At 72.2% G+C, this 22,765-nt stretch carries 16 protein-coding genes; 14 read left to right on the forward strand and 2 right to left on the reverse strand.

Annotated elements, in window-relative coordinates; all coding sequences use genetic code 11:
- Positions 1–328 precede the first annotated feature (328 nt).
- Positions 329–574 carry a hypothetical protein gene (locus ACIO3O_RS20135; protein ID WP_401747562.1) on the reverse strand — a complete coding sequence of 82 codons (246 nt, stop codon included), beginning with the start codon at positions 572–574 and terminating at the stop codon, positions 329–331.
- A gap of 318 nt (positions 575–892) precedes the next feature.
- Between ACIO3O_RS20135 and ACIO3O_RS20140 the strand changes: the two genes are divergently transcribed.
- Positions 893–3,832 (forward strand): beta-N-acetylglucosaminidase domain-containing protein, encoded by a 2,940-nt coding sequence (locus ACIO3O_RS20140; RefSeq protein WP_401747563.1) that lies wholly within the window; start codon positions 893–895, stop codon positions 3,830–3,832.
- A 72-nt stretch (positions 3,833–3,904) separates the two neighbouring features.
- On the opposite strand, the gene ACIO3O_RS20145 is transcribed toward ACIO3O_RS20140, so the two are convergent.
- On the reverse strand, positions 3,905–4,441 hold the full coding sequence (locus tag ACIO3O_RS20145) for an HNH endonuclease (RefSeq protein ID WP_401747565.1): 537 nt from the start codon (positions 4,439–4,441) through the stop codon (positions 3,905–3,907).
- Positions 4,442–4,684: 243 nt separating this feature from the next.
- Here ACIO3O_RS20145 and ACIO3O_RS20150 point away from each other — a divergent pair, with 243 nt between their 5' ends.
- From ACIO3O_RS20150 to ACIO3O_RS20210, 13 genes are all read left to right on the forward strand, one after another.
- Positions 4,685–5,794 (forward strand): mechanosensitive ion channel family protein, encoded by a 1,110-nt coding sequence (locus tag ACIO3O_RS20150; protein WP_401747568.1) that lies wholly within the window; start codon positions 4,685–4,687, stop codon positions 5,792–5,794.
- Positions 5,795–6,024: 230 nt separating this feature from the next.
- The gene (locus tag ACIO3O_RS20155; protein WP_401747571.1) at positions 6,025–7,221 is read left to right on the forward strand and encodes an ROK family protein; all 1,197 of its coding nucleotides are present in this window, start codon (positions 6,025–6,027) and stop codon (positions 7,219–7,221) included.
- A gap of 70 nt (positions 7,222–7,291) precedes the next feature.
- Positions 7,292–8,626: an ABC transporter substrate-binding protein gene (locus ACIO3O_RS20160; RefSeq protein ID WP_401747574.1), complete on the forward strand. Its 1,335-nt coding sequence runs from the start codon at positions 7,292–7,294 to the stop codon at positions 8,624–8,626.
- Between the two features lie 7 nt (positions 8,627–8,633).
- Positions 8,634–9,575 carry a carbohydrate ABC transporter permease gene (locus tag ACIO3O_RS20165; protein WP_401747576.1) on the forward strand — a complete coding sequence of 314 codons (942 nt, stop codon included), beginning with the start codon at positions 8,634–8,636 and terminating at the stop codon, positions 9,573–9,575.
- A gap of 5 nt (positions 9,576–9,580) precedes the next feature.
- Positions 9,581–10,474, forward strand: coding sequence for a carbohydrate ABC transporter permease (locus ACIO3O_RS20170; protein ID WP_401747578.1), 894 nt, complete (start codon positions 9,581–9,583; stop codon positions 10,472–10,474).
- 11 nt (positions 10,475–10,485) lie between these two features.
- Positions 10,486–11,751: a 6-phospho-beta-glucosidase gene (locus tag ACIO3O_RS20175; RefSeq protein WP_401747581.1), complete on the forward strand. Its 1,266-nt coding sequence runs from the start codon at positions 10,486–10,488 to the stop codon at positions 11,749–11,751.
- Positions 11,748–12,734, forward strand: a complete 987-nt coding sequence (locus ACIO3O_RS20180; protein WP_401747584.1) for an N-acetylglucosamine kinase — start codon at positions 11,748–11,750, stop codon at positions 12,732–12,734. Before ACIO3O_RS20175 ends, ACIO3O_RS20180 begins: the two co-directional genes overlap by 4 nt.
- A 501-nt stretch (positions 12,735–13,235) precedes the next feature.
- Positions 13,236–14,681, forward strand: a complete 1,446-nt coding sequence (locus ACIO3O_RS20185; RefSeq protein WP_401747587.1) for a hypothetical protein — start codon at positions 13,236–13,238, stop codon at positions 14,679–14,681.
- 8 nt (positions 14,682–14,689) lie between these two features.
- Positions 14,690–15,844: a glutamate ABC transporter substrate-binding protein gene (locus tag ACIO3O_RS20190; RefSeq protein WP_401747590.1), complete on the forward strand. Its 1,155-nt coding sequence runs from the start codon at positions 14,690–14,692 to the stop codon at positions 15,842–15,844.
- A gap of 81 nt (positions 15,845–15,925) precedes the next feature.
- Complete coding sequence (locus tag ACIO3O_RS20195) at positions 15,926–17,329, forward strand: hypothetical protein (RefSeq protein WP_401747593.1); 1,404 nt, start codon at positions 15,926–15,928, stop codon at positions 17,327–17,329.
- On the forward strand, positions 17,329–20,022 hold the full coding sequence (locus ACIO3O_RS20200; protein WP_401747596.1) for a tetratricopeptide repeat protein: 2,694 nt from the start codon (positions 17,329–17,331) through the stop codon (positions 20,020–20,022). The genes ACIO3O_RS20195 and ACIO3O_RS20200 overlap by 1 nt, the downstream gene beginning before the upstream one ends.
- 2 nt (positions 20,023–20,024) lie before the next feature.
- On the forward strand, positions 20,025–21,308 hold the full coding sequence (locus ACIO3O_RS20205; RefSeq protein ID WP_401747598.1) for a PP2C family protein-serine/threonine phosphatase: 1,284 nt from the start codon (positions 20,025–20,027) through the stop codon (positions 21,306–21,308).
- Positions 21,309–21,406: 98 nt separating this feature from the next.
- Entirely contained in the window at positions 21,407–22,765 is a 1,359-nt protein-coding gene (locus ACIO3O_RS20210; RefSeq protein WP_401747601.1) for a VWA domain-containing protein, read from the forward strand.

Consider the following 22,765-nt stretch of genomic DNA (forward strand, 5'->3'; position numbering starts at 1 on the left):
GGAGGCCCGGCACCCCGTCGGCGGGGTCTGGCCGCCCTTCGGCGGCGGAGTCCTCCCGCGCACCGGCGGCGGAGCCCGGCGGCTCCGCTGCGGTGGTGCCCGTCAGGGCCCCGGCGAGCGGGTCCCGCGCAAGGGCGCCAGGGGCCACGCGCTCATCGGCAGGGGGTTCGCCCCGGACCGCCTCAGCCGGGTGGTCCCGCGGCCGTGGTGGGTCGGGGGTGGTGGTCTGTTCGGGTTCGGCGGGTCGGCCCGGTGCGGCGGGCGCCCCCGACGGATCGCGCGGTACCGGCGGCCGGTCGTCCGGTGCCGTTCCCCCTGCTGCGGCCATCTAGACCCCCGGGTACTGGTACTCCGTGCCGGATGCGGTGCCGTACGACGTCGGCTCGCTGGTGAGGGGCGTCGCGTCGGTGAGCGGGGGCTCACTGGTGAGCGGCGCGGCATCGGCGAGCGGCGGCTCGCTGGTGAGGGGCGGCTCGGCGCCGCAGCCGCAGGCGCACGACCCGTCGAGGACGGCGTCGGGGCCCGAGACCTGTTTGGACAGGGCGGACAGGAGGAGCTGGGCGGAAGCGGCCACGGGGGCCTCCCTCGGTGGGGGACGCGGACTTCAGCGTCTCTACCCAGAGGGCGGAGCCGCAGACCTTTCCGGTGCATGAACGTGAGCCGGGTCACATTCGTTCCCCCGGTGGGGAGTTGACGCAAGAAGTTGAAGGAATCGGACGTACGGCCGCAGACTGTCCGGCACACCCGTCGTGAGCGGGCAGAACCCCCGGGCGGCGCAGGCGGCGCTCGCATTGACACTGTCGGCGCACGGGTGATGGGCTCGGCGCGCACAGGTCACGGAACGATCAATACCGCGCAGCGGTGGACGGCACTTGAGCCAGAGGAGTTCGGCGTGCAGTTGGGGCGCAGAAGGGGCGCGACCGCCGTCGCGTTCGCCGTGATGGGCTCTCTGCTCGGCGGCGCGCCGGGCGCGGTGGCCGCTCCGCCCGCCCCGGACGTACCCACTCCCGCGACCAGGGACCACGACAGTGACGGCGCGCTGCCACCGGTGTGGCCGCGTCCGCAGTCGATGCGTGCGGCCGGCGCCGGTGTGCCGGTGGGCGACGAGGCGGTGCTGGTGGTGGCCCCCGGCAGCGATCCGTACGCGGTGGACGCGGTGCGCAGTGTGCTGCGGGGCGCGGGCGCGCACACCCTGTACGAGGTGGCACCGGGAGAGGCGCTGCCGCCGCGCGGTCTGGTCGTACGGGCGGGGGCCGCCGACGAGGCGATGACCGCGCTGCGCGCACCGGCGCTGGGCGACCTCCCACAAGGGGGCTACCGGATCGCCGTGGGACAGGTCGAGGGCCGGGACACGGTGGCGCTGGACGGCGTCGGCACGGACGGCCTCTTCCACGCGGCGCAGACGCTGCGGCAGTTGATCCGCAGCGGCGGCGAACGCACCACCGTCGCCGGTGTCACGGTGCGGGACTGGCCGGGGACGGCCGTGCGCGGCATGACGGAGGGTTTCTACGGGCGCCCCTGGACCACCGAACAACGGCTCGCCCAGATCGACTTCATGGGCCGCACCAAGCAGAACCGCTATCTGTACGCGCCCGGGGACGACCCGTACCGCCAGGCACTGTGGCGCGACCCCTACCCGGCCGCCGAGCGCACCTCCTTCCGGGTGCTCGCGGAGCACGCGCGGCGCAACCACGTGACGCTGGGATGGGCGGTGGCGCCGGGGCAGGCAATGTGCATGTCCGACGACCGGGACGTGCGCGCGCTGGTGCGCAAGGTGGACGCCATGTGGGCGTTGGGCGTGCGGGTCTTCCAGCTCCAGTTCCAGGACGTCAGCTACAGCGAGTGGCACTGCGGGCAGGACGCCGACGTGTTCGGGTCGGGCCCCGCGGCGGCGGCGAAGGCACACGCGCGGGTGGCCAGTGCGGTGGCCCGCCACCTCGCCCAGCGGTATCCGGGCGCGGAGCCCCTGTCGTTGATGCCGACGGAGTTCTACCAGGACGGTACGACGGAGTACCGGCGCGCGCTGGCGGCCGAGCTGGACGGGCGGGTGCAGGTCGCGTGGACCGGGGTGGGCGTGGTGCCGCGCACCATCAGCGGGCGCGAACTGGTCACCACCCGGGAGGCGTTCGGGCATCCGCTGGTGACGATGGACAACTACCCGGTCAACGACTACGCGCAGGACCGTATCTTCCTCGGCCCCTACACGGGCCGTGAACCGGCCGTGGCGGGCCGCAGCGCCGCCCTGCTGTCGAACGCCATGGAGCAGCCCTCCGCGTCCCGCATTCCGCTGTTCACGGCCGCCGACTTCGCCTGGAACCCGCGGGGTTACCAGCCGCAGGAGTCCTGGCAGGCGGCGATCGACGACCTGGCGGGCGACGACACGAAGGCCCGGGAGGCGATGCGCGCGTTCGCCGGGAACCACGCCTCCTCGATCCTGGACCCGCACCACGAGTCGGCGTACCTGCGCCCCCTGATGGACGCGTTCTGGGCGTCCCGCGCCTCCTCCGACACCGGGCGGCGCAACGCGGCGGCGCAGCGGCTGCGGGCCGCGTTCACCGTGATGAAGGAGACCCCGAAGCGGCTCGGCGCGGCCGCCGGGGGCTCCTTCGACGACGAGGTGCGGCCCTGGCTGGAGCGGTTCGCCCGGTACGGGCAGGCGGGCGAGCAGGCCGTCGACATGCTCCAGGCGCAGGCCGTGGGCGACGGCGCCACCGCCTGGCGGCACTCGCGGGCGCTGGACGCCTCCCGTACGGCGCTGAAGGCGCCCCGGGTGACCGTCGGCAAGGGGGTGCTGGACCCGTTCCTGTCGAAGGCGGTGCGGCAGGGCGCCGCGTGGACGGGGGCGGACCGCGAACCGGGAGAGGTGACCCAGGGCCCCGGCACGTACACGGTGCGCCTGCAACACGCGCGTCCGGTGTCGGCGGTCACGACGATGGCCGACCCCGGTGCCACCGACGCCGCCGTGGAGGTGCACGTGCCCGGTGAGGGCTGGCGGCGCGTCGGGGCGCTCACGGCGGAGGGCTGGACGCAGACGCCGGTGGGCGGCACCCGGGTGGACGCGGTGCGGCTCGCGTGGCAGCGGCAGGCGCCCCGGGTGCAGCGGATGGTGCCGTGGTTCGCGGACGAGCCGGAGGCCAGGCTGGCGCTGTCGCGGGCGGAGATCGATGCGGAGATCGGCGGCCCCCCGGTGCGGGTGCGGGCGGCGCTCACCGGTCAGCGGCCGGGAGAGGTGCGCGGCGAACTGGTCGCGAAGCCCCCCAAGGGCATCGAGGTGCTCGCGCCCGGGGCGACCGTCGTGCCGCGCGGCACGGACACCTCGGTGCCGCTGGACGTGAAGGTCGCCCAGGGCACCCCGGCGGGCGAGTACCGGGTGCCGGTGTCGTTCGGCGACGGGGTGGAGCAGACGCTGACGGTACGGGTCGCGCCGCGCACGGCCGGACCCGATCTGGCGCGTACGGCGCGGATCTCCTCGTCGGGGGACGAGACGGCGGACTTCCCGGCGTCCGCCGCCGCCGACGGGCGGGCGGACACCCGCTGGTCCTCGCCCGTCGGGGCGTCCGCCTGGTGGCAGGCGGAGCTGGCGGGCCCCACCCGGGTGGGCAGGGTGTCGTTGCGCTGGCAGGACGCGTACGCGACGGCGTACCGCGTCCAGGTCTCGGCGGACGGGCGCACTTGGCGCACGGCGGCCACCGTCAGGGACGGCCGCGGCGGCAGGGAGACGGTGCGCTTCGACGCGAGGGACGCGAAGTTCGTGCGGGTGCAGGGCGACGAGCGGGCGACCCGGTTCGGGTACTCGCTGTGGTCGGTCGAGGTGTACGCGGTCGCGCAGTGAGCGTGCGTCGGGGGGGACGCGGGCCGACGCCCGTGTCCCCCCGACGCACGTCAGGGACAAAAAATCCCGGTCTCAGGCGGAGATGCCGTCGCTCCGGGCCAGGGCGTCGTCGGCGCCGAAGGGTTGCAGGTACGGCAGCCAGCGCGGATCGCGGTGCCCCGTCCCGATGATGCGCCAGGCCAGCCCCGACGGCGGGGCGGGCTGGTGGCGCAGTCGCCAGCCGAGCTCCATGAGGTGCCGGTCGGCCTTGACGTGGTTGCAGCGGCGGCAGGCCGCCACCACGTTCTCCCAGGCGTGCTGTCCGCCGCGACTGCGTGGGATGACGTGGTCGACGCTGGTTGCGACGCCACCGCAGTACATGCAGCGCCCGCCGTCCCTGGCGAAAAGCGCACGGCGGGTGAGAGGAACGGGCCCCCGGTAGGGGACCCGCACGAAGCGTTTCAGCCGGACCACGCTGGGAGCGGGGACGACTCGGGTCGCACTGTGCAGAAAGGCGCCGGACTCCTCGAGGCACAGGGCCTTGTTCTCCAGGACGAGGACGAGCGCGCGGCGGAGCGGTACGACGCCGAGGGGCTCGTACGACGCGTTGAGGACCAGGACATGCGGCACGGATGCCTCCTTGGACGCCGGCGGCGCGTGGCTCGCGCCGGGACGATTCCCGAACAGTCTCCCCTCATGCCTGGTCGTGGCGCCACCACGTCCGCGTAACGGGCCACACGTGTTGTGTGTCACAGCGTGGAACCGGCCCGGGGGGTGTCGGGAACCACAGGCCCGCCGCCCCACTGTCAACCGGAGGCTTCGCATTGCCCCGTTAGTGTGGTGGGTCTGCCACATCGCATGGAGGTGCCCGAGGTGTCCTGGTCCGCCCTACTGGTCGCAGATCCGCCCGCCGATCCCGTCACGTTCGACGAGGCCGCCGAGAAGGCGAGCAATGCCGCGAGCTGGGTGGAGCAGAACTGGTCCACCTGGCTGAACGTGGGCCTGCGCATCCTGCTGATCGTGATCATCGCGACGGTGCTGCGGTCGGTGATCCGGCGCACGATCACCAAGCTGATAACGCACATGAACAACAGTGCGCAGGCGGTGGAGGGCACCGCGCTCGGCGGTCTGCTGGTGAACGCGGAGCGCCGCAGGCAGCGCTCCGAGGCGATCGGCTCGGTGCTGCGTTCGGTGGCGTCGTTCCTGATCCTGGGCACCGCGGCACTGATGGTGCTGGGTGCGCTGAACATCAACCTGGCGCCGCTGCTGGCGTCGGCGGGTGTCGCCGGTGTGGCGCTCGGTTTCGGCGCCCGCAACCTGGTCACCGACTTCCTGTCCGGTGTCTTCATGATCCTGGAGGACCAGTACGGCGTCGGCGACACCATCGACGCCGGGGTGGCCTCCGGCGAGGTCATCGAGGTGGGTCTGCGCGTCACCAAGCTGCGCGGCGACAACGGTGAGATCTGGTACGTGCGCAACGGCGAGGTCAAGCGGATCGGCAACCTGAGCCAGGGCTGGGCGACGGCGGGCGTCGACGTCCAGGTGCGCCCGTCGGAGGACCTGGCGCAGATCCGCGAGGTGCTCTCCGAGGTCGCCGACGACATGGCGAAGGCCGAGCCGTGGAACGAGCGGCTGTGGGGCCCCATCGAGGTGCTGGGCCTGGACTCGGTGCTGCTGGACTCGATGATCGTGCGGCTGTCGGCGAAGACGATGCCGGGCAAGGCGCTGGGCGTGGAGCGCGAGCTGCGCTGGCGGGTCAAGGACGCCTTCGACAAGGCGGGCATCCGCATCGTCGGCGGTCCCGCGCCGGTGATCGAGGAGGACCCGGCCGACCCGTCGGCGGGCGTCGCCGCCCCCTCCGCGATGGCCAACCCGCTGTCCCCGCAGGCGATGGCGTCCAACCCGATCCCGCCCGCCGGTGCCACGCCCGGCTCGGGTCCGGCGACACCGGCCCCGGCGGCGCATCCGAACCTGAACAAGTAGGCACCGGTACGCCCGACTTCGTGCCGCACACGGCACACACGAGGCACGCACGAGGCACAACAGCCCCAAGAAGACACTTCCGCGCCCCCGCAGGTAACGCTTTGGTTGCCTCGGGGGCGCTCCCCATTGACGGCCCTTTCACCTGCGCCTTACGTTCCTCCCACCGAATAGGAAACTTTCCTAACAACGTGGTTGGGAGAGCGGGCAGCCGAAAGGCGGGTGACGTCGTCATGGCCACGACTCCGGGCACACCGAGTGTGCTGCGAGCGATGAACGACCGTGCGGCGCTCGACCTCCTGCTGGCGCACGGCCCCCTCTCCCGCACCCGGATCGGCAAGCTGACCGGGCTCTCCAAGCCGACCGCCTCGCAGCTCCTGGCCCGTCTGGAGGCCGCCGGACTGGTCGTCGCCACCGGCACCACGGAGGGCCGTCCGGGCCCCAGCGCGCAGCTGTACGCGGTCAACGCTAGCGCCGCGCACGTCGCCGCCCTGGACGTCACCCCCGGCCGCATCCGGGCCGCCGTCGCCGACCTCACCGGCGAAACGGTGGGCAGCTTCGAACTGGCCACCCCCGGACGGGCGTCGACGGGTGTCGTACGCCAGGTGACGCAGGCGGTCGAGGGTGCGGCGAAGGACGCCGGTCTGACCACGTCCGACCTGCACCGGATCGTCATCGGCACCCCGGGCGCGTTCGACCCGAGCACCGGGCGGCTGCGGTACGCCTCGCACCTGCCGGGCTGGCACTCCCCCACGCTGCTGGACGAGTTGGCGGCGGTGCTGCCGATGCCGGTGGAGTACGAGAACGACGTGAACCTGGCGGCGGTCGCCGAGCAGCGGCTCGGCGCGGCGAAGGGCCACGAGAACTTCGTGCTGCTGTGGGCGGAGGCCGGTCTCGGTGCGGCCCTCGTCCTCGGCGGGCGGCTGCACCGCGGCTGGACCGGCGGCGCGGGCGAGGTCGGCTTCCTGCCGGTGCCGGGCGCCCCGCTGATCCGCCGGGTGGCAAAGGCCAACGGCGGCGGCTTCCAGGAGCTGGCCGGCCCCGTCGCCGTACCGCGGATCGCGAAGCGGCTCGGGGTGGAGACGCCGGAGCAGCCCGCTCTGGAGGTGGCCGTCGACCTGCTGTCGCGCGCGGCGCGCGGGGAGCGCGGGACGGCCGGGCTGCTGCCCGAGTACGCGCACCGCCTGGCCGTGGGACTCGCGTCCGTGGTGGCGGTGCTGGACCCCGAACTGATCGTCCTGTCCGGAGCGCTGACCGCCGCAGGCGGTGAGCCGCTGCGGGCCTTCGTGCAGACGGAGCTGGCGGATCTGGCCGCGCCCCGTCCCCGTCTCGTGCTCGGCGAGATCCACCAGAACCCCGTGCTGAGAGGTGCGCTGCAGAGCGCCCTGGAGGCCACCCGCGACGAAGTGTTCGACACCTCGTCCCGCTAGACCCCGACCGCCCCCGTCCGTTGTCCGCCCCGCAATTCCCTTGCCCCGTCCTGCCCCAGGGAGCTTTGTCATGCGCAGAAACCGCCGTCTGACCGCAGCCGCTGTCGCCGTCGCCGCGATATCCGTTCTCGCCACCGCCTGTGCCGGCTCCGGCGAGAACACCGCGAAGGACGACCCGAACGCCAACACCACGATCAACTTCTGGCACGGCTGGGCCCAGCCGAACGAGGTCAAGGCGATCCAGGAGAACGTCGCCCGCTTCGAGAAGGCGCACCCGAACATCAAGGTCAACGTCGTCGGCAACATCAACGACGACAAGCTCAACCAGGCGCTGCGCAGCGGCGGTTCCAAGGGCCCGGACGTGGTGTCGTCGTTCACCACCTCCAACATCGGCAAGTTCTGCTCCTCGGGCGCCTTCGCGGACCTGAAGCCGTTCGTCGAGAAGTCGAAGCTGGACCTGGAGAAGACCTTCCCGAAGGTGATGCTCGACTACACCCAGTTCGAGGGGAAGCGCTGCGCGCTGCCGCTGCTGGCGGACGCGTACGGCCTCTACTACAACAAGGACGCCTTCGAGAAGGCCGGCATCAAGGAGGCCCCGAAGACGTACTCGGAGCTCCTGACGGTCGCGAAGGCGCTGACGAAGACCAAGGGCGACGGCTACGAGCAGCTGGGCTTCATGCCCGCGTTCCACGGCTACGAGACGACCACCGAGCACTACCTGGGCTCCTGGGGCCCGGAGTACTTCGACAAGGACGGAAAGTCGCAGGTCGCCAAGGACCCGGCGTTCGCGGAGATGTTCACCACGCAGAAGAAGCTGGTCGACGAGCTCGGCGGGCTGCAGAAGCTGGAGAAGTTCCGCAACACCTTCGGTGACGAGTTCGGCGCGAAGCACCCCTTCCACACCGGCCAGGTCGCGATGCAGCTGGACGGCGAGTGGCGGCTGGGGATGGCCAAGGACGCCAAGACCCCGTTCAAGATCGGTGTCGCGCCGATGCCCGTCCCGGACAGCCAGAAGGACTCGTACGGCAAGGGCTACCTGTCCGGCACGGTGATGGGCATCGCCCCGCAGAGCAAGAAGCAGAACGCCGCGTGGGAGCTGGTGAAGTTCATGACGACCGACACCAAGGCGGTCGTGGAGTTCTCCAACGCGATCCACAACGTGCCCTCGACCTTCGAGGCGCTGAAGTCGCCCGACCTGAAGATCGAGCCGGAGTTCAAGACCTTCATCGACATCGCCCAGAACCCGAAGTCCAACACGGCCGCGGGCGCGGTCAACGGCGCCACGTACCTGAACACCATCCAGGACTTCGGCTACCAGTACGAGAAGGGCACCGAGACGGACCTGAAGGCGGGTCTGGACAAGCTGGCGAAGCAGATCGACACCGACATCGCGAAGGCGAAGTAGTCCTCCCATGACCACGAACACGCTCCGTACGAAGCGCAGGAAGTCAGCGCTTCGTACGGCGGCCTTCATGTCGCCGTGGCTGATCGGCTTCGCGGTGTTCTTCGCGTACCCACTGATCTCCACCCTGTACTTCTCGTTCACGAAGTACGACGGTTTCGGTGCGCCGACCTTCAACGGTTTCGACAACTGGAAGTACGTCTTCGAGAACTACCCGAACTTCTGGCCCGCGATGAGGAACACCCTCTGGCTGGTCGTGGTGATGGTGTTCTGCCGGGTCGTCTTCGGTCTCGGCATCGGCCTGCTGATCACCAAGATCAAGACGGGTACGGGAATCTTCCGCACCCTCTTCTACCTGCCGTACCTGGCGCCCCCGGTGGCGGCCACCCTCGGTTTCGTCTTCCTGCTGAACCCGGGCACCGGGCCGGTCAACGCGATCCTCGGCGACCTGGGCCTGCCCACCCCCGACTGGTTCACCGACCCGGCCTTCTCCAAGCCCGCGCTCACCATCCTCGCGGTGTGGGGCATCGGCGACCTGATGGTCATCTTCATGGCCGCGCTGCTCGACGTACCGAAGGAGCAGTACGAGGCGGCGGAGCTGGACGGCGCTTCCGCCTGGCAGCGGTTCCGCTTCGTGACGCTGCCGAACATCTCGCCCATCGTGATGTTCGCCGTCGTCACGGGTGTCATCCAGGCGATGCAGTACTACACCCAGCCCCTGGTGGCGGGGAAGGTCGCCTCCGGCATCATCGGCAACTCGGGCCAGCAGGTGGAGCCCGGTTTTCCGGACAAGTCGACCCTGACCCTGCCGCAGCTCGTCTACAACCTCGGCTTCCAGCGCTTCGACTACGGCTCCGCCGCGGTCGCCGCCCTCGTCCTGTTCGTCCTGGCGATGGCCTTCACGGCCCTGCTGATGCGACGTCGCGGCGGCCTCCTCCAGGCAGGTGACTAACTTCCATGTCCACCACGACACTTGAGCGACCGCTCAACACGGACGCGCCCACACCGGCACACCGCACCGCACGCCGCAAGGCCGCGCTGCACTGGATCGGTGTCCACTCCCTGGGAATCGCGGCGGCACTGTTCTTCCTGCTGCCGTTCGTCTTCCTCTTCCTCACCTCCTTGATGAGCGATGCACAGGCGCTCACCAGCGACCTGGTGCCGCACACCTGGGAGTGGGGCAACTACGTCAAGGTCTTCCAAACACCGGGCTTCCTCACCTGGTGGAAGAACAGCCTGCTGTACGCGGGGCTCGGCACCGTACTGACGGTGCTCTCGTCGATCCCCGTGGCGTACGCGCTCGCCAAGTTCCGCTTCCGCGGCCGCAATCTGTCGCTGCTGCTGGTGATCTCGATGATGATGCTGCCGCAGCAGGTCGTCATCATCCCGATGTACCTGTTCTGGTCGAAGCAGCTGGACCTCACCGGCACCCTGTGGCCGCTGATCATTCCGCTGGCATTCGGGGACGCGTTCTCCATCTTCCTGCTGCGGCAGTTCCTGCTGACCATCCCCAACGAGTACCTGGACGCGGCGAAGGTGGACGGCTGCGGCGAATTCCGCACGCTGATCCGCATCGTGCTGCCGATGGCCAAGCCCGGCATCGCGGCGATCGCCCTGTTCCAGTTCTTCGCCCTGTGGAACGACTACTTCGGACCGCAGATCTACGCGTCGGACAACCCGGCGGCGTGGACGCTGAGTTACGGCCTGGAGTCCTTCAAGGGCGCGCACCAGACCAACTGGAATCTAACCATGGCCGCGACCGTACTGGTCATGGCCCCTGTGATCCTCGTGTTCTTCTTCGCCCAGAAGGCGTTCGTCGAGGGTGTCACGCTGACCGGAGTGAAGGGCTAGGTCACCACCTCATGAAGCTCGCAGTAGTCGGTGGAGGTTCCACCTACACCCCCGAGTTGATCGACGGCTTCGCCCGGCTGCGGGACACGCTCCCGATCACCGAGCTCGTCCTGATCGACCCGGCGGCCGACCGCCTGGACCTGGTGGGCGGCCTGGCCCGCCGGATCTTCGCCAAGCAGGGCCACCCGGGCACCATCACCACCACCTCCGACCTGGACCGGGGCGTCGCGGACGCCGACGCGGTGCTGCTCCAGCTCCGGGTGGGCGGCCAGGCGGCCCGCAACCAGGACGAGACGTGGCCGCTGGAGTGCGGCTGCGTCGGCCAGGAGACGACGGGCGCGGGCGGCCTCGCCAAGGCGCTGCGGACGGTCCCGGTGGTCCTGGACATCGCCGAGCGCGTCCGCCGCACGAACCCCGACGCCTGGATCATCGACTTCACCAACCCCGTCGGCATCGTCACCCGCGCCCTGCTCCAGGCGGGGCACAAGGCGGTCGGCCTGTGCAACGTGGCGATCGGCTTCCAGCGGAAGTTCGCCAAGCTGCTCGACGTGACGCCCGCCGAGGTCCACCTCGACCACGTGGGCCTCAACCACCTCACCTGGGAGCTGGGGGTGCGACTCGGCGGCCCGACCGGCGAGAACCTGCTGCCGAAGCTGATCGCCGAGCACGGTGACGCGATCGCGGCGGACCTGCACATGCCGCGCGCGATCGTGGACCGCCTCGGCGTCGTCCCCTCGTACTACCTGCGGTACTTCTACCAGCACGACGAGGTCGTGCGGGAGCTGGGCACCAAGCCCTCGCGGGCGGCCGAAGTGGCGGCCATGGAGAAGGAGTTGCTGGCGCTGTACGGCGACCCCACGCTCGACGAGAAGCCGGAACTGCTCGCCAAGCGCGGCGGTGCGTTCTACTCGGAGGCGGCGGTGGACCTCGCGTCCGGACTGCTGGGCGGCGGCGGGTCGCCGGTGCAGGTGGTCAACACGTACAACAACGGCACCCTGCCCTTCCTGCCCGACGACGCGGTGATCGAGACGCAGGCGCGCATCGACGCGAGCGGGGCGACGCCTCTTGCGGTGGCACCGCTCAACCCCCTGTACGCGGGGCTCGTCTCGAACGTCACGGCGTACGAGAACCTCGCGCTGGAGGCAGCGTTGCACGGTGGCAGGGAGCGCGTTTTCGCGGCGCTCCTCGCGCACCCCCTGGTGGGTCAGTTCGAGTACGCGGAGGCGCTCACGGACAAGCTGATCGCGCACAACAGGGAGCACCTGGCGTGGGCGTGAGCACTCCCCCGCACCGGTACGAGGACGGCAGCGTCCTCGCGATCGACGCGGGCAACAGCAAGACGGACGTCGCCGTGATCGGCGCGGACGGCCGGGTCCTGGGCACCGGCAGGGGCGGCGGTTTCCAGCCGCCTCTGGTGGGCGTGCAGGTGGCCGTCGACGCGCTCGCGGAGGCGGTCGGGGCGGCCCTGGACGCGGCCGGTGTCACCGGCGTCGACCATGTGTCCGCCTGTCTGGCCAATGCCGACCTCCCCGTGGAGGAGCGGGAGTTGGCGACGGCCGTGCAGGCGCGCGGCTGGGGCCACACCACGGAGGTCTACAACGACACCTTCGCGATCCTGCGCGCCGGGGTGGACGAGCCGCGCGGTGTCGCGGTGGTCTGCGGGGCGGGCATCAACTGCGTCGGCATGCTGCCCGACGGGCGCACCGCCCGCTTCCCGGCGATCGGGAAGATCTCCGGGGACTGGGGCGGCGGCGGGGGCCTCGCCGACGAGGCGATGTGGTTCGCGTCGCGGGCGGAGGACGGGCGGGGCGAGCCGACGGCCCTGGCCACCGTGCTGCCCGCGCACTACGGCGTGGAGTCGATGTACGCCCTCGTGGAGGCCCTGCACCTGGGGCGGATTCCGTCGGTACGGCTGCACGAGGCGGCCCCCCTGGTGTTCGCCGTGAGTGCCTCCGGGGACGCGGTGGCGCGGGGGCTGGTGCACCGGCTCGGGGACGAGGTGGTCGCGATGGCGTCCGTCGCGCTGGGGCGGCTCGGGCTGCTGGAGGAGGCGGCGCCGGTGCTGCTCGGCGGGGGTGTGCTGGCGGCACGGCATCCGGAGCTGGACGGGCGGATTCGCTCGCTGCTGACGGAGCGGGCGCCGAAGGCGGAGATCCGGGTGGTGACGGCGGCGCCGGTGCTGGGGGCGGCGCTGCTGGGGCTGGATGTGGTGGGGGCGGACGGGGAGGTGCGGGGGGAGCTGCGGGCGCAATACGCGTAGGCGGGGGTACGGGGGGTGGCTCGGCCCCTGCGAGGCGATCGTCCGGTACGGGGTGGGCCGGGGCTCCTTTGGACGCGCGTCCGGCACAGGTGCTGGGGCAGGGGCGGCACCCGGGTGGGCCGGGAGCGGGAGGGGCCGCCCCCTTGCCCGCCCGTCCCGCCCCCGGGGGGCGGCCCCGCCGCCCAAGGGGGCTACGGGGGAAGGGGAGGGGCGGCTCCGTCGCCCCAAGGGGGCTGAGGGGGAAGGGTGGCCTCGTCGCCCAAGGGGGCTCAACTCCCGGCCATATGGGGACGAGACGGACCCCCGTCGGGAGGCCATGGCCCGCGTACCCTCTGCCGCATAGGATCAGCCGTTAAGTGGCATGTCCCTGGCGCGAATTGGGCAACGACCGGACCCCCTCCCGGGTTCCGAACGGGAACCAAACGGATCTCTCCGACGTATTCATGTCGAGGGGGCCCGCCGGAGGGCGGGCCAGCCGTCCACGACCGAGGGGGAGGTCTCGTGGCACACCCGCCGATGGGCGGCCCAGGGGGGACCGCCGTGGCTGTGACGCCCACCGCGTCCGGCGCATCCGCGCCCGGCACGACCGCGTCCGGCACGCCCGCGCCCGGGCCGTATCCACCGCACCACCCACCGCCCGCCCGCGGCAGCGCCTGGGCCGAGGGCCGGGACAGGCTGCGCGCCGCCGCGACGACCGAGCCGGGCCGGCTGCGGGTCATCGGGGCCGTGCTGGCCGTGCTGGTGATCGCGTTCGGCGCGGTGACCGCCTGGCAGGTGGCCGACCGGAAGTCCGCCGCCGACGACGTGGTGACGCGCAGTCAGCCGCTGTCCGCCGACGCGGCGAGCATCTACCGCTCCCTCGCCGACGCCGACACGGCCGCCGCCAGCGGTTTCCTCGCGGGCGCGCAGGAGCCGCCGTCGGTGATCAAGCAGTACAACGACGACATCGCCGAGGCCTCCCGCCTGCTGGTCAAGGCCGCGGCGAACACCTCCGGCACGAGCACGTCGGGTCAGCAGATCGCCACGCTGAACCAGCGGCTCCCCCAGTACACGGGCCTCATCGAGCGGGCCCGCGCCAACAACCGCCAGGGCCTGCCGCTCGGCGGCGCCTACCTGCGGTACGCGAACGAGCAGATGACGACCCAGCTGCTGCCCGCCGCGAAGAAGCTGTACGACGAGGAGACGGACCGCCTCTACCGGGACTACGACGACGCGACGGCCTGGCCGTACGTGGCGCTCGGGCTCGGGGTGCTGGCGCTGGGCGGCCTCGGCTGGGCCCAGTTGCGCAACTACCGCCGTACCAACCGGGTGTTCAATCACGGTCTGCTCGGGGCGTCCGTCGCCTCGGTCGCGGTGCTGCTGTGGCTGGTGGTCGGGCACACGCTGGCGTCGTCCGGGCTGGGCGACTCCCGGACGTACGGGCAGGAATCGCTGAAGGTGCTCAGCGACGCCCGGATCAGCTCCCTGCAGGCCCGGGCGAACGAGAACCTCACCCTGGTCTCGCGCGGCGCGGTCTCCACCGCCGCCGGCGGCGACAAGTACGAGGCGGACTACACGAGCGGCATGGCCGACCTGGAGAAGCAGCTCACCCGGGCCGGGCAGCTCGCCGACGACGACGGGGGCAAGGGCCCCGTGCAGAAGGCCGCGGACAGCGTGAAGGTCTGGAAGACCCAGCACAAGGACGCCCGCGCCACCGACGACCAGGGCGACTACGACGCCGCGCTGAAGAAGGTCATCGGCGAGAGCAACTCCACCGGCCAGTCCTTCGTCAAGGTCGACCAGGCGCTGGCATCGGCCCTGGAGTGGGAGCAGCGCGAGTTCACCGAGGCGGCCGAGGACGGCCGGGGCGCCCTGTCGGGGCTCGCGATCGGGGCGGCCGTACTGGCCGTACTGGCCGCCGGTGCGGCGCTGCTGGGCATCGGGCGCAGGCTTTCGGAGTTCAGGTGATGCGGGGGATGAAGGGAAACGACGCGCACGGTGCGCACGAGGACGCGGCTGCCGGAGGGAGTGCGATGAGGGAGAACGGAGCACGACCCGGTGCCGGGAACACCGGCGGGCGCCAGGACGCGTCGGCGCACACCGGCGGGCGCGCGGGAGCGCACACCGGCGGGCGCGAGGACGCCTCGGCGCGCCCGGCCGCCCGTACGCTGCGCGGCGGCTGGCGGCTCGGCCTCGTCGCGCTGGCGGCCGCGGTGGCCCTGACGGCGGGCGTCGCGGTGCTGCCGCTGCCCGCCGAGCACGGCGGCGCGGACACGGTGTCCGCCGGGAGCGGTACGGCCGCCCAGGCCGCCGCGAAGGCCCCGGCCTGCCAGGAGCCCGAGCGGAGCCTGCGCCCGGCCTCGGCGGACGGCGCCACGATCGCGAAGATCAAGGCGCGCGGCAAGCTGATCGCGGGCGTCGACCAGAACAGCTTCCGCTGGGGCTACCGCAATCCGGCCTCCGGCAAGCTGGAGGGCTTCGACATCGACATCGTGAAGGCCATCGCGAAGGAGGTGCTGGGCAGCGAGGACGCCGTCATCTACCGGGCGATACCCACCAGTCAGCGCATCCCGCTGCTCCAGGCCGGGAAGATCGACATCGTGGTCCGCACGATGACGGTCAACTGCGACCGGATCGGGAAGGTGGCCTTCTCCAACGCCTACTTCCAGGCGGGACAGCAGGTGCTGGCCCCCAAGGGGTCCACGATCACCGGGTACGACGACTCCCTCAAGGGCAAGAAGGTCTGCATGGCCAAGGGCTCCACGGCCCTGGACGCCATGAAGGCGGACTCGCACGGCGCGCTGTTCAACACGCCGGAGCTGCTCGTCCCCAACCAGCTGGACTGCCTGGTGCGGCTCCAGCTCGGCCAGGTCGACGCGATCGTCACGGACAACGCCCTGGCCGCCAGCCAGGCCGCGCAGGACCCGGCGGTCGAGCTGAAGGGCACGGAGCCGTTCACCACCGAGTTCTACGCCGTCGCGACGAACAAGGAGGCCACCGACCTGGTGCGCCGGATCAACAAGGTGCTGGCGGCCTACGGCAAGGGGCCGTGGCAGGAGTCGTACCGCCAGTGGCTGTCGAAGGACCTCAGAGGGCTCACCGGCCCTCCGGCCCCGAAGTTCCTCGACTGACGGCCGCGGCCCGGCAGGACCCGTACACCCGTACACGCAGACACATGAGGCAGCAGACACACGAGGCAGGAGAGGTGATCGATGGGCGTCGCGGGATCGTCCCCCGGCTCGGCGGGCAGTGCCCAGGGACCGGTGCTCGACCGGGACCGGGCCGACCGCGCCCTGGCGCGGCTGGCCGCCGAGCACGAGGCGATCGAGACGTCGCTGCTCGCCCTCCAGGACCACGCCGGCCGGCGCCTGTTGGAGGGAGCGGAGCTGACCGGGGTCACCAAGGACCGGTGGGCCTCCGCCGAGCAGTCGATCACGCTGCTGTGGACGTACTTCGACGCGTACGCCGCGGCCCTCGAAGGCGCCCGTGAGGTGCGCGCGCGGCGGCGCTGGCCGAGCCGCGAGGACCTGGTCGAGCTGACCGACGTCCTCACCGGCACGGGCGTCACCGTCTCCGGCGGGGCGCACACGCACGGCGCCCCTTCGTCGATCACGGGTCCGGCGAAGCTGTCCGAGCAGTTCTCGCTCGCCGACCTGGTCGGCCGGATGAACGAGCTGTACGCGTCGTCGCTCGACATGGTCGTGGCGGCCGACGCGGTGTGGTCGGCGCTGCCCGCCCGGATAGACCTGCTGGCGGCGGAGCTGCACCGCACCCGTTCGCTGGCGCACTCGGTGGGGGTGCGCCCCGGCGAGCATCCGGCGGGCGACGACCTGGAGTCGATCACCCAGGAGCTGACGCTGCTGCGCGCCCAGGTGGTGTCCGACCCGCTCGCCTTCTGGCGTCCCGCGCCCGGCAGTTCCGCCCCCGGCGGCGGGCGCCCCGACACCGACCGCTACGACCGTGCGGCGCGCGCCCTGGAGGAGGTGCGCCGGGAGGTCGACGCGGTACTGACCGTACGGCAGGACGCCGAGCAGCGCCTCGTGCAGCTGCGGGACGTGCTGTCCCGCGCGGACCGCACCCTCACCGAGGCCCGGTCGGCGCGCGGCGAGGTGCTCGCGAAGATCGCCGCGTCCGAGGTGCCCGCGGTGAGCGGCCCGCCGACCGCCCTCCAGGAACTCCTGGCGACGGCCGCCGAGTACCGCAGGCGCGCCCAGTGGCACCGGCTGTCCCCGCTCCTGGACTCCCTGGAGCGGGATGCGGAGAGCGAACTGCTGCGCGCCCGCGAGTCGTTGACGGCCGTCACCGCCCCGCTGGCCGTGCGTGCCGAGCTGCGCGGCAGGCTGGACGCGTACCGGGCGAAGGTGGCCCGGCACGGCATGGCCGAGGACCCGCAGCTCATCGAGCGCTACGACGCCGCCCGCCGGATGCTGTGGAGCGCGCCCTGCGACCTGCGGGTCGCCGAGCAGGCGGTGCTGCGCTACCAGGAGACGGCGCGGGACGTCCTCGCACCACGGCCCACCGGACCCGCCGGCGCCGGACCCACGGGACACACCGGCCCCACCGGACCCGCCGGCCCGGCCCAGGGCCCCAACGACCGCACCAACGGGGGTAATTGATGAGTACGACCTGCCAGCGCCCCGGTTGCGGGGGCTCCTACGAGGACATGGGCGGCGGCGAGCTGTACTGCGACACCTGCGGGCTCGCCCCCGTGGTGTCGCCGAACGGCATGATCGCGGCGACCGCCACCGGCATCACGGGCGGCGGCAAGGCCTCGTCCCGGGGCTCCCGTGGCTCCAACAGCAGCTCGGTACAGAGCAGTTCGCGCGCCTCCTCCCAGGCGTCCCGCTCCTCCCGCTCGGCGACCTCCCGCCGTTCGGTCTCCGGCAGGCTCTCGCGCGCGCTCACCGGCTCGACGACGTCCCGCTCGGTCTCCGTGCGCTCCTCCGGCACCTCCACCGCCGCCTCCGGCCGCAACCGGCTCGGCGCGGGCCTGGTCAGCGTGCCCGAGGTGCCGCGCCCGGACCCCCGTACGGCGATCATGGAGAACCCGGAGGTGCCCGAGCGCAAGCGGTTCTGCTCGCGCTCCGAGTGCGGTGCCCCGGTGGGCCGCTCCCGCGGCACCAAGACCGGCCGCACGGAGGGCTTCTGCACCAAGTGCGGCAACCCGTACTCCTTCGTCCCCAAGCTGAGCACGGGCGACGTGGTGCACGGCCAGTACGAGGTCGTGGGCTGTCTGGCGCACGGCGGTCTCGGCTGGGTCTACCTCGCCGTCGACAAGGCGGTCTCCGACCGCTGGGTGGTCCTCAAGGGCCTCCTGGACACGGGCGACCAGGACGCGATGGCCGCCGCGATCTCGGAGCGCCGCTTCCTGGCGGAGATCGAGCACTCCAACATCGTGCGCATCTACAACTTCGTGGAGCACCTGGACACCCGCACCGGCTCCCTCGACGGCTACATCGTCATGGAGTACGTGGGCGGCAAGTCGCTCAAGGAGATCGCCAACGAGCGCCGGGACACCGGCGGCAAGCGCGACCCGCTGCCGGTCGAACAGGCCTGTGCGTACGGCATCGAGGCGCTCGAAGCCCTCGGCCACCTGCACAGCCGCAACCTCCTGTACTGCGACTTCAAGGTCGACAACGCGATCCAGCAGCAGGACCAGCTCAAGCTGATCGACATGGGCGCGGTGCGCCGCATGGACGACGACGAGTCCGCGATCTACGGCACGGTCGGCTACCAGGCCCCCGAGGTCGCCGAGCTGGGCCCCTCGGTCGCCTCCGACCTGTACACGGTGGCGCGCACGCTCGCCGTCCTCACCTTCGACTTCCAGGGCTACACGAACGTCTTCGTGGACTCCCTCCCGGACCCGGACAACATTCCGGTCTTCCATCAGTACGAGTCCTTCTACCGCCTTCTGGTGCGCGCCACCGACCCGGACCCGGCCCGCCGGTTCTCGTCCGCCTCGGAGATGGCCGACCAGCTGACCGGCGTGCTGCGGGAGGTCGTGGCGCTCCAGACGGGCAGGCCCCGGCCGTCGCTGTCCACGCTGTTCGGCCCGGAGCTGCGGGTCACGGACACCGGTCTGTTCGCCGAACTGACGGGTTCCGTTTCGCAGTTGGGCGTACGTTCGCTGCCCGCGCCGCGCCGGACCAGGCGGGGCGCACAGCTCCCGGCCCAGCCCAGCGCCCCGGCGCTGATCCCCGCCCAGCAGTCCGCCCCGACCACGGCGCAGGCCGTCGCGTACGCCCCCACCCAGGGCGCGCTCCAGGTGCCGCCCCAGGCCCCCGGCACACCGGGCGCCCCACCCGCACCCCAGGCCCCTCCCGGCGCGCCCCCGGTCGCCCCCGGCACGGCCGTCTCGGTCGCGCCGGAGAACGCCGCGACGTACCTGATGCCCCTGCACGCCGCCACCACCGCGCTGGCCCTGCCGGTGCCCCGGGTGGACCCGAACGACCCGAACGCCGGGTTCCTGGCCGGTCTGATGGCCTCCGCCCCGGCCGAGCTGATCACGGCGCTCCAGCAGGCGCCGGGCGACTCGGTGGAGCGGCGGCTGCGCGAGCTGCGGGCCCGCCTGGAGATGGGCGACGCATCCACCGCCGCGCAGACCCTGGCCGACCTGGAGATCGCGTACCCGGACGACTGGCGGGTGGTCTGGTACCGCGGCGTCGCCGCCCTGACCTCGGGCGACAACGAGACGGCCGCGCTGTCCTTCGACGCGATCTACGACGCCTTCCCCGGCGAGGCCGCGCCGAAGCTGGCGCTCGCGGTGTGCGCGGAGGTGCTGGGCCAGCTGGACAACGCCGCCGAGTACTACCGCCTGGTGTGGACGACGGACCCCGCCTACGTCAGCGCCGCCTTCGGCCTGGCCCGGGTGCAGCTCGCGGCGGGCGACCGGACCGGTTCGGTGCGGACGCTGGAGTCGGTGCCGGAAGCGTCGATCCACTACACGGCGGCACGTGTGGCGGCCGTCCGGGCGAGGCTGCGGCGGCGCGCCGCGCACGAGCCGTTGATCGACGATCTACTGGCGTCCGCCGCACAGGTGGAGGCCCTCCAGGGCTTCGGTCTGGACGCGGTGCGCCGTGAGCAGTTGGCCACCGAAGTGCTGGGTACGGCACTGGACTGGGTACTCTCCGGTGGGCACGGGGCCCGCCCCGTGCAGACCGCGCTGCTCGGCAGCCCGCTGGACGAGCGGGGCCTGCGCTTCGGGCTCGAACGCTCGTACCGGGTGCTCGCACGGCTCGCGCAGCGCGGCGACGAGAGGATCGACCTGGTGGAGCGGGCCAACCGCCTCCGCCCCCGGACTTGGGTGTGATGATGTCGCAGACGCACCAGCTGTCGGCCTGCCCCGGCTGCGAGGAGCCGCTGGAAGCGGGCGACTCGTTCTGTGAGGTGTGCGGGTACGACCTGACGGTGGTGCCGGAGCCTCCGGCCGACCGCCCGACGGTGGCCATCGGGACGCACGGCCCGGGCGCACCCGCCCCGGCGCCCGGAACCCCGGTGCCCGGCGCTCCCACGCCCGGCTCCCCGGCCCCCGGCTCCCCGGTCGACGGCGCCGGGCACCCAAGGTCCTCCCCGGCGGCGGACGACGGCGGTGAGGACACCGCCGACATGCCCGTCGTGCAGCTGCCGCAGCCGCCCGTGGTGGAGGACTACCCGCTGCCCGCGCCCGCCGGGCAGAAGGTGTGCGTGGCCTGCCGGGCCGGGCGCATCGACACCGACGGCTACTGCGAGAACTGCGGCCACGCCCAGCCCCGCGAGCGCGACCACCAGGAGTACGAGCTGGGCACGGTCGCCGCGGTCAGCGACCGGGGGCTGCGCCACCACCGCAACGAGGACGCGTTCGCGGTCTCCGAGGCCACCCTCGCGGACGGCTCGCTCGCCACGATCGCCGTGGTCTGCGACGGGGTGTCCTCCGCGACCCGCCCCGACGAGGCGTCCGCCGCCGCCGCTGCCGCCGCCAACGCCTCCCTCCAGGAGGCGCTGCCGCGCGGCACACACCCCCAGCAGGCGCTGCACGAGGCGATCCTGGCGGCCGCCGAGGCGGTCAACACGCTCGCCGCGCAGCAGGCTCCCCTGGAGCACGACCCGCACCGCCACCAGAACGCGCCCGCCTGCACCCTGGTCTCCGCGATCGTCGCGGGCGGCCTGCTGGTCGTGGGCTGGATCGGCGACAGCCGGGTGTACTGGGTGCCGGACGACCGCAGCACCCCGCCCTCCCGGCTCACCGAGGACGACTCGTGGGCCGCGCAGATGGTGGCGGCGGGCCTGATGGGCGAGGCCGAGGCGTACGCCGACGAGCGCGCGCACGCGATCACCGGCTGGCTGGGCGCGGACGCGTACGAGATCGATCCGCACACGGCGTCGTTCAAGCCGGACCGGCCGGGAGTGGTCGTCGTCTGCACGGACGGGCTGTGGAACTACGCGGAGTCCGCGCACGAGATGGCCCAGGCGGTCCCCCTCGACGCGGGGACCCGGCCGCTGCACAGCGCGCAGGTACTGGTCGGGCACGCGCTCGACGGCGGGGGCCACGACAACGTAACAGTGGCGCTCGTGCCGTTCCCGATGCTGCCGCAGGGGGCAGGCTCCGCCTACGCGTAACAGGGCGTCCCCCGCGGGACTCCCGGGGACGCCGCGGACGCCCGACCCCCACCCCCCAGGATTCGCACTCTCCGCAGGACTCACCAGGAGCCGATTCGATGGCCAATTTCGCCAAGTCCAACGTGCCGCAGTTCTCCGTCGACGTGTACCAGAACGAGTTCCTGCCGGAGGGCGGCCGGGAGGTCAACGCGATCGTCACGGTGACCTCGACCGGTGGCGGCACCAGCGGCGGCGCGCCCCTCGCGGGCGGCTTCGCCGCGCCCTCGCCGATATCCGGAGCCGCCCCCTCGGCGGCCGTGGTGATCATGGTGGACTGTTCCGGTTCGATGGACTATCCGCCGACGAAGATGCGCGGCGCCCGGGACGCCACCGCGGCGGCGATCGACGCGCTGCGCGACGGGACCGCCTTCGCGGTGGTCGGCGGCACCCACCTGGCCAAGGAGGTCTACCCGGGCCAGGGCAGGCTGGCGGTCGCCGACCCGAGCACCCGCAGCCAGGCCAAGGAGGCGCTGCGGTCGCTCACCGCGGGCGGCGGCACCGCGATCGGCACCTGGCTGCGGTTGACCGACCGGCTGCTCGCCACCTCCGAGGCGCCGATCCGGCACGGCATCCTGCTGACCGACGGCCGCAACGAGCACGAGTCGCCCAAGGACCTGGCCGCCACCCTGGAGGCCGTCGCGGGCCGCTTCACCTGCGACGCCCGCGGGGTGGGGACGGACTGGGAGGTGAAGGAGGTCACAGGGATCGCCTCCGCGCTCCTCGGTACGGCGGACATCGTCGCCGACCCGTCGGGGCTCGCGGCGGACTTCACGCAGATGATGGAGAACGCGATGGGCAAGGAGGTCGCGGATGTGAATCTGCGCCTGTGGACCCCGGTCGGCGTGGAGATCAAATTCGTCAAGCAGGTCGCCCCCACGGTCGAGGAACTCACCGGCCGGCGGACCGAGGCGGGGCCCCGCGCGGGCGACTACCCGACGGGTTCCTGGGGCGACGAGTCCCGCGACTACCATGTCTGCGTCCAGGTGCCACAGGCCGGTGTGGGCCAGGAAATGCTGGCCGCGCGGGTCTCGCTGATCCTCCCGGACGCGGCGGGCGGCGCCCCGCAGACACTGTCGCAGGGGCTGGTGCGCGCGGTGTGGACGGACGACATGGCGGCTTCCACCTCCATCAATCCGCAGGTCGCCCACTACACGGGCCAGGCGGAACTTGCACAAGCAATCCAACAGGGCCTGGATGCACGGAAGTCGGGCGATTTCGACGGCGCGACGGCCAAACTGGGACGGGCGGTACAGCTCGCGGCCGCGTCGGGGAACGCGGATACTGCGAAACTGCTTGCGAAGGTGGTGGACGTCGTCGACGAGGCGACGGGTACTGTGCGGCTGAAGGCGAAGGTCGCGGAGGCGGACGAGATGACTCTCGAAACCCGTTCCACGAAGACCGTCCGAGTAAAGAAGTAG

The sequence above is a fragment of the Streptomyces sp. NPDC087440 genome, from assembly GCF_044744005.1.
Classification (GTDB): domain Bacteria; phylum Actinomycetota; class Actinomycetes; order Streptomycetales; family Streptomycetaceae; genus Streptomyces.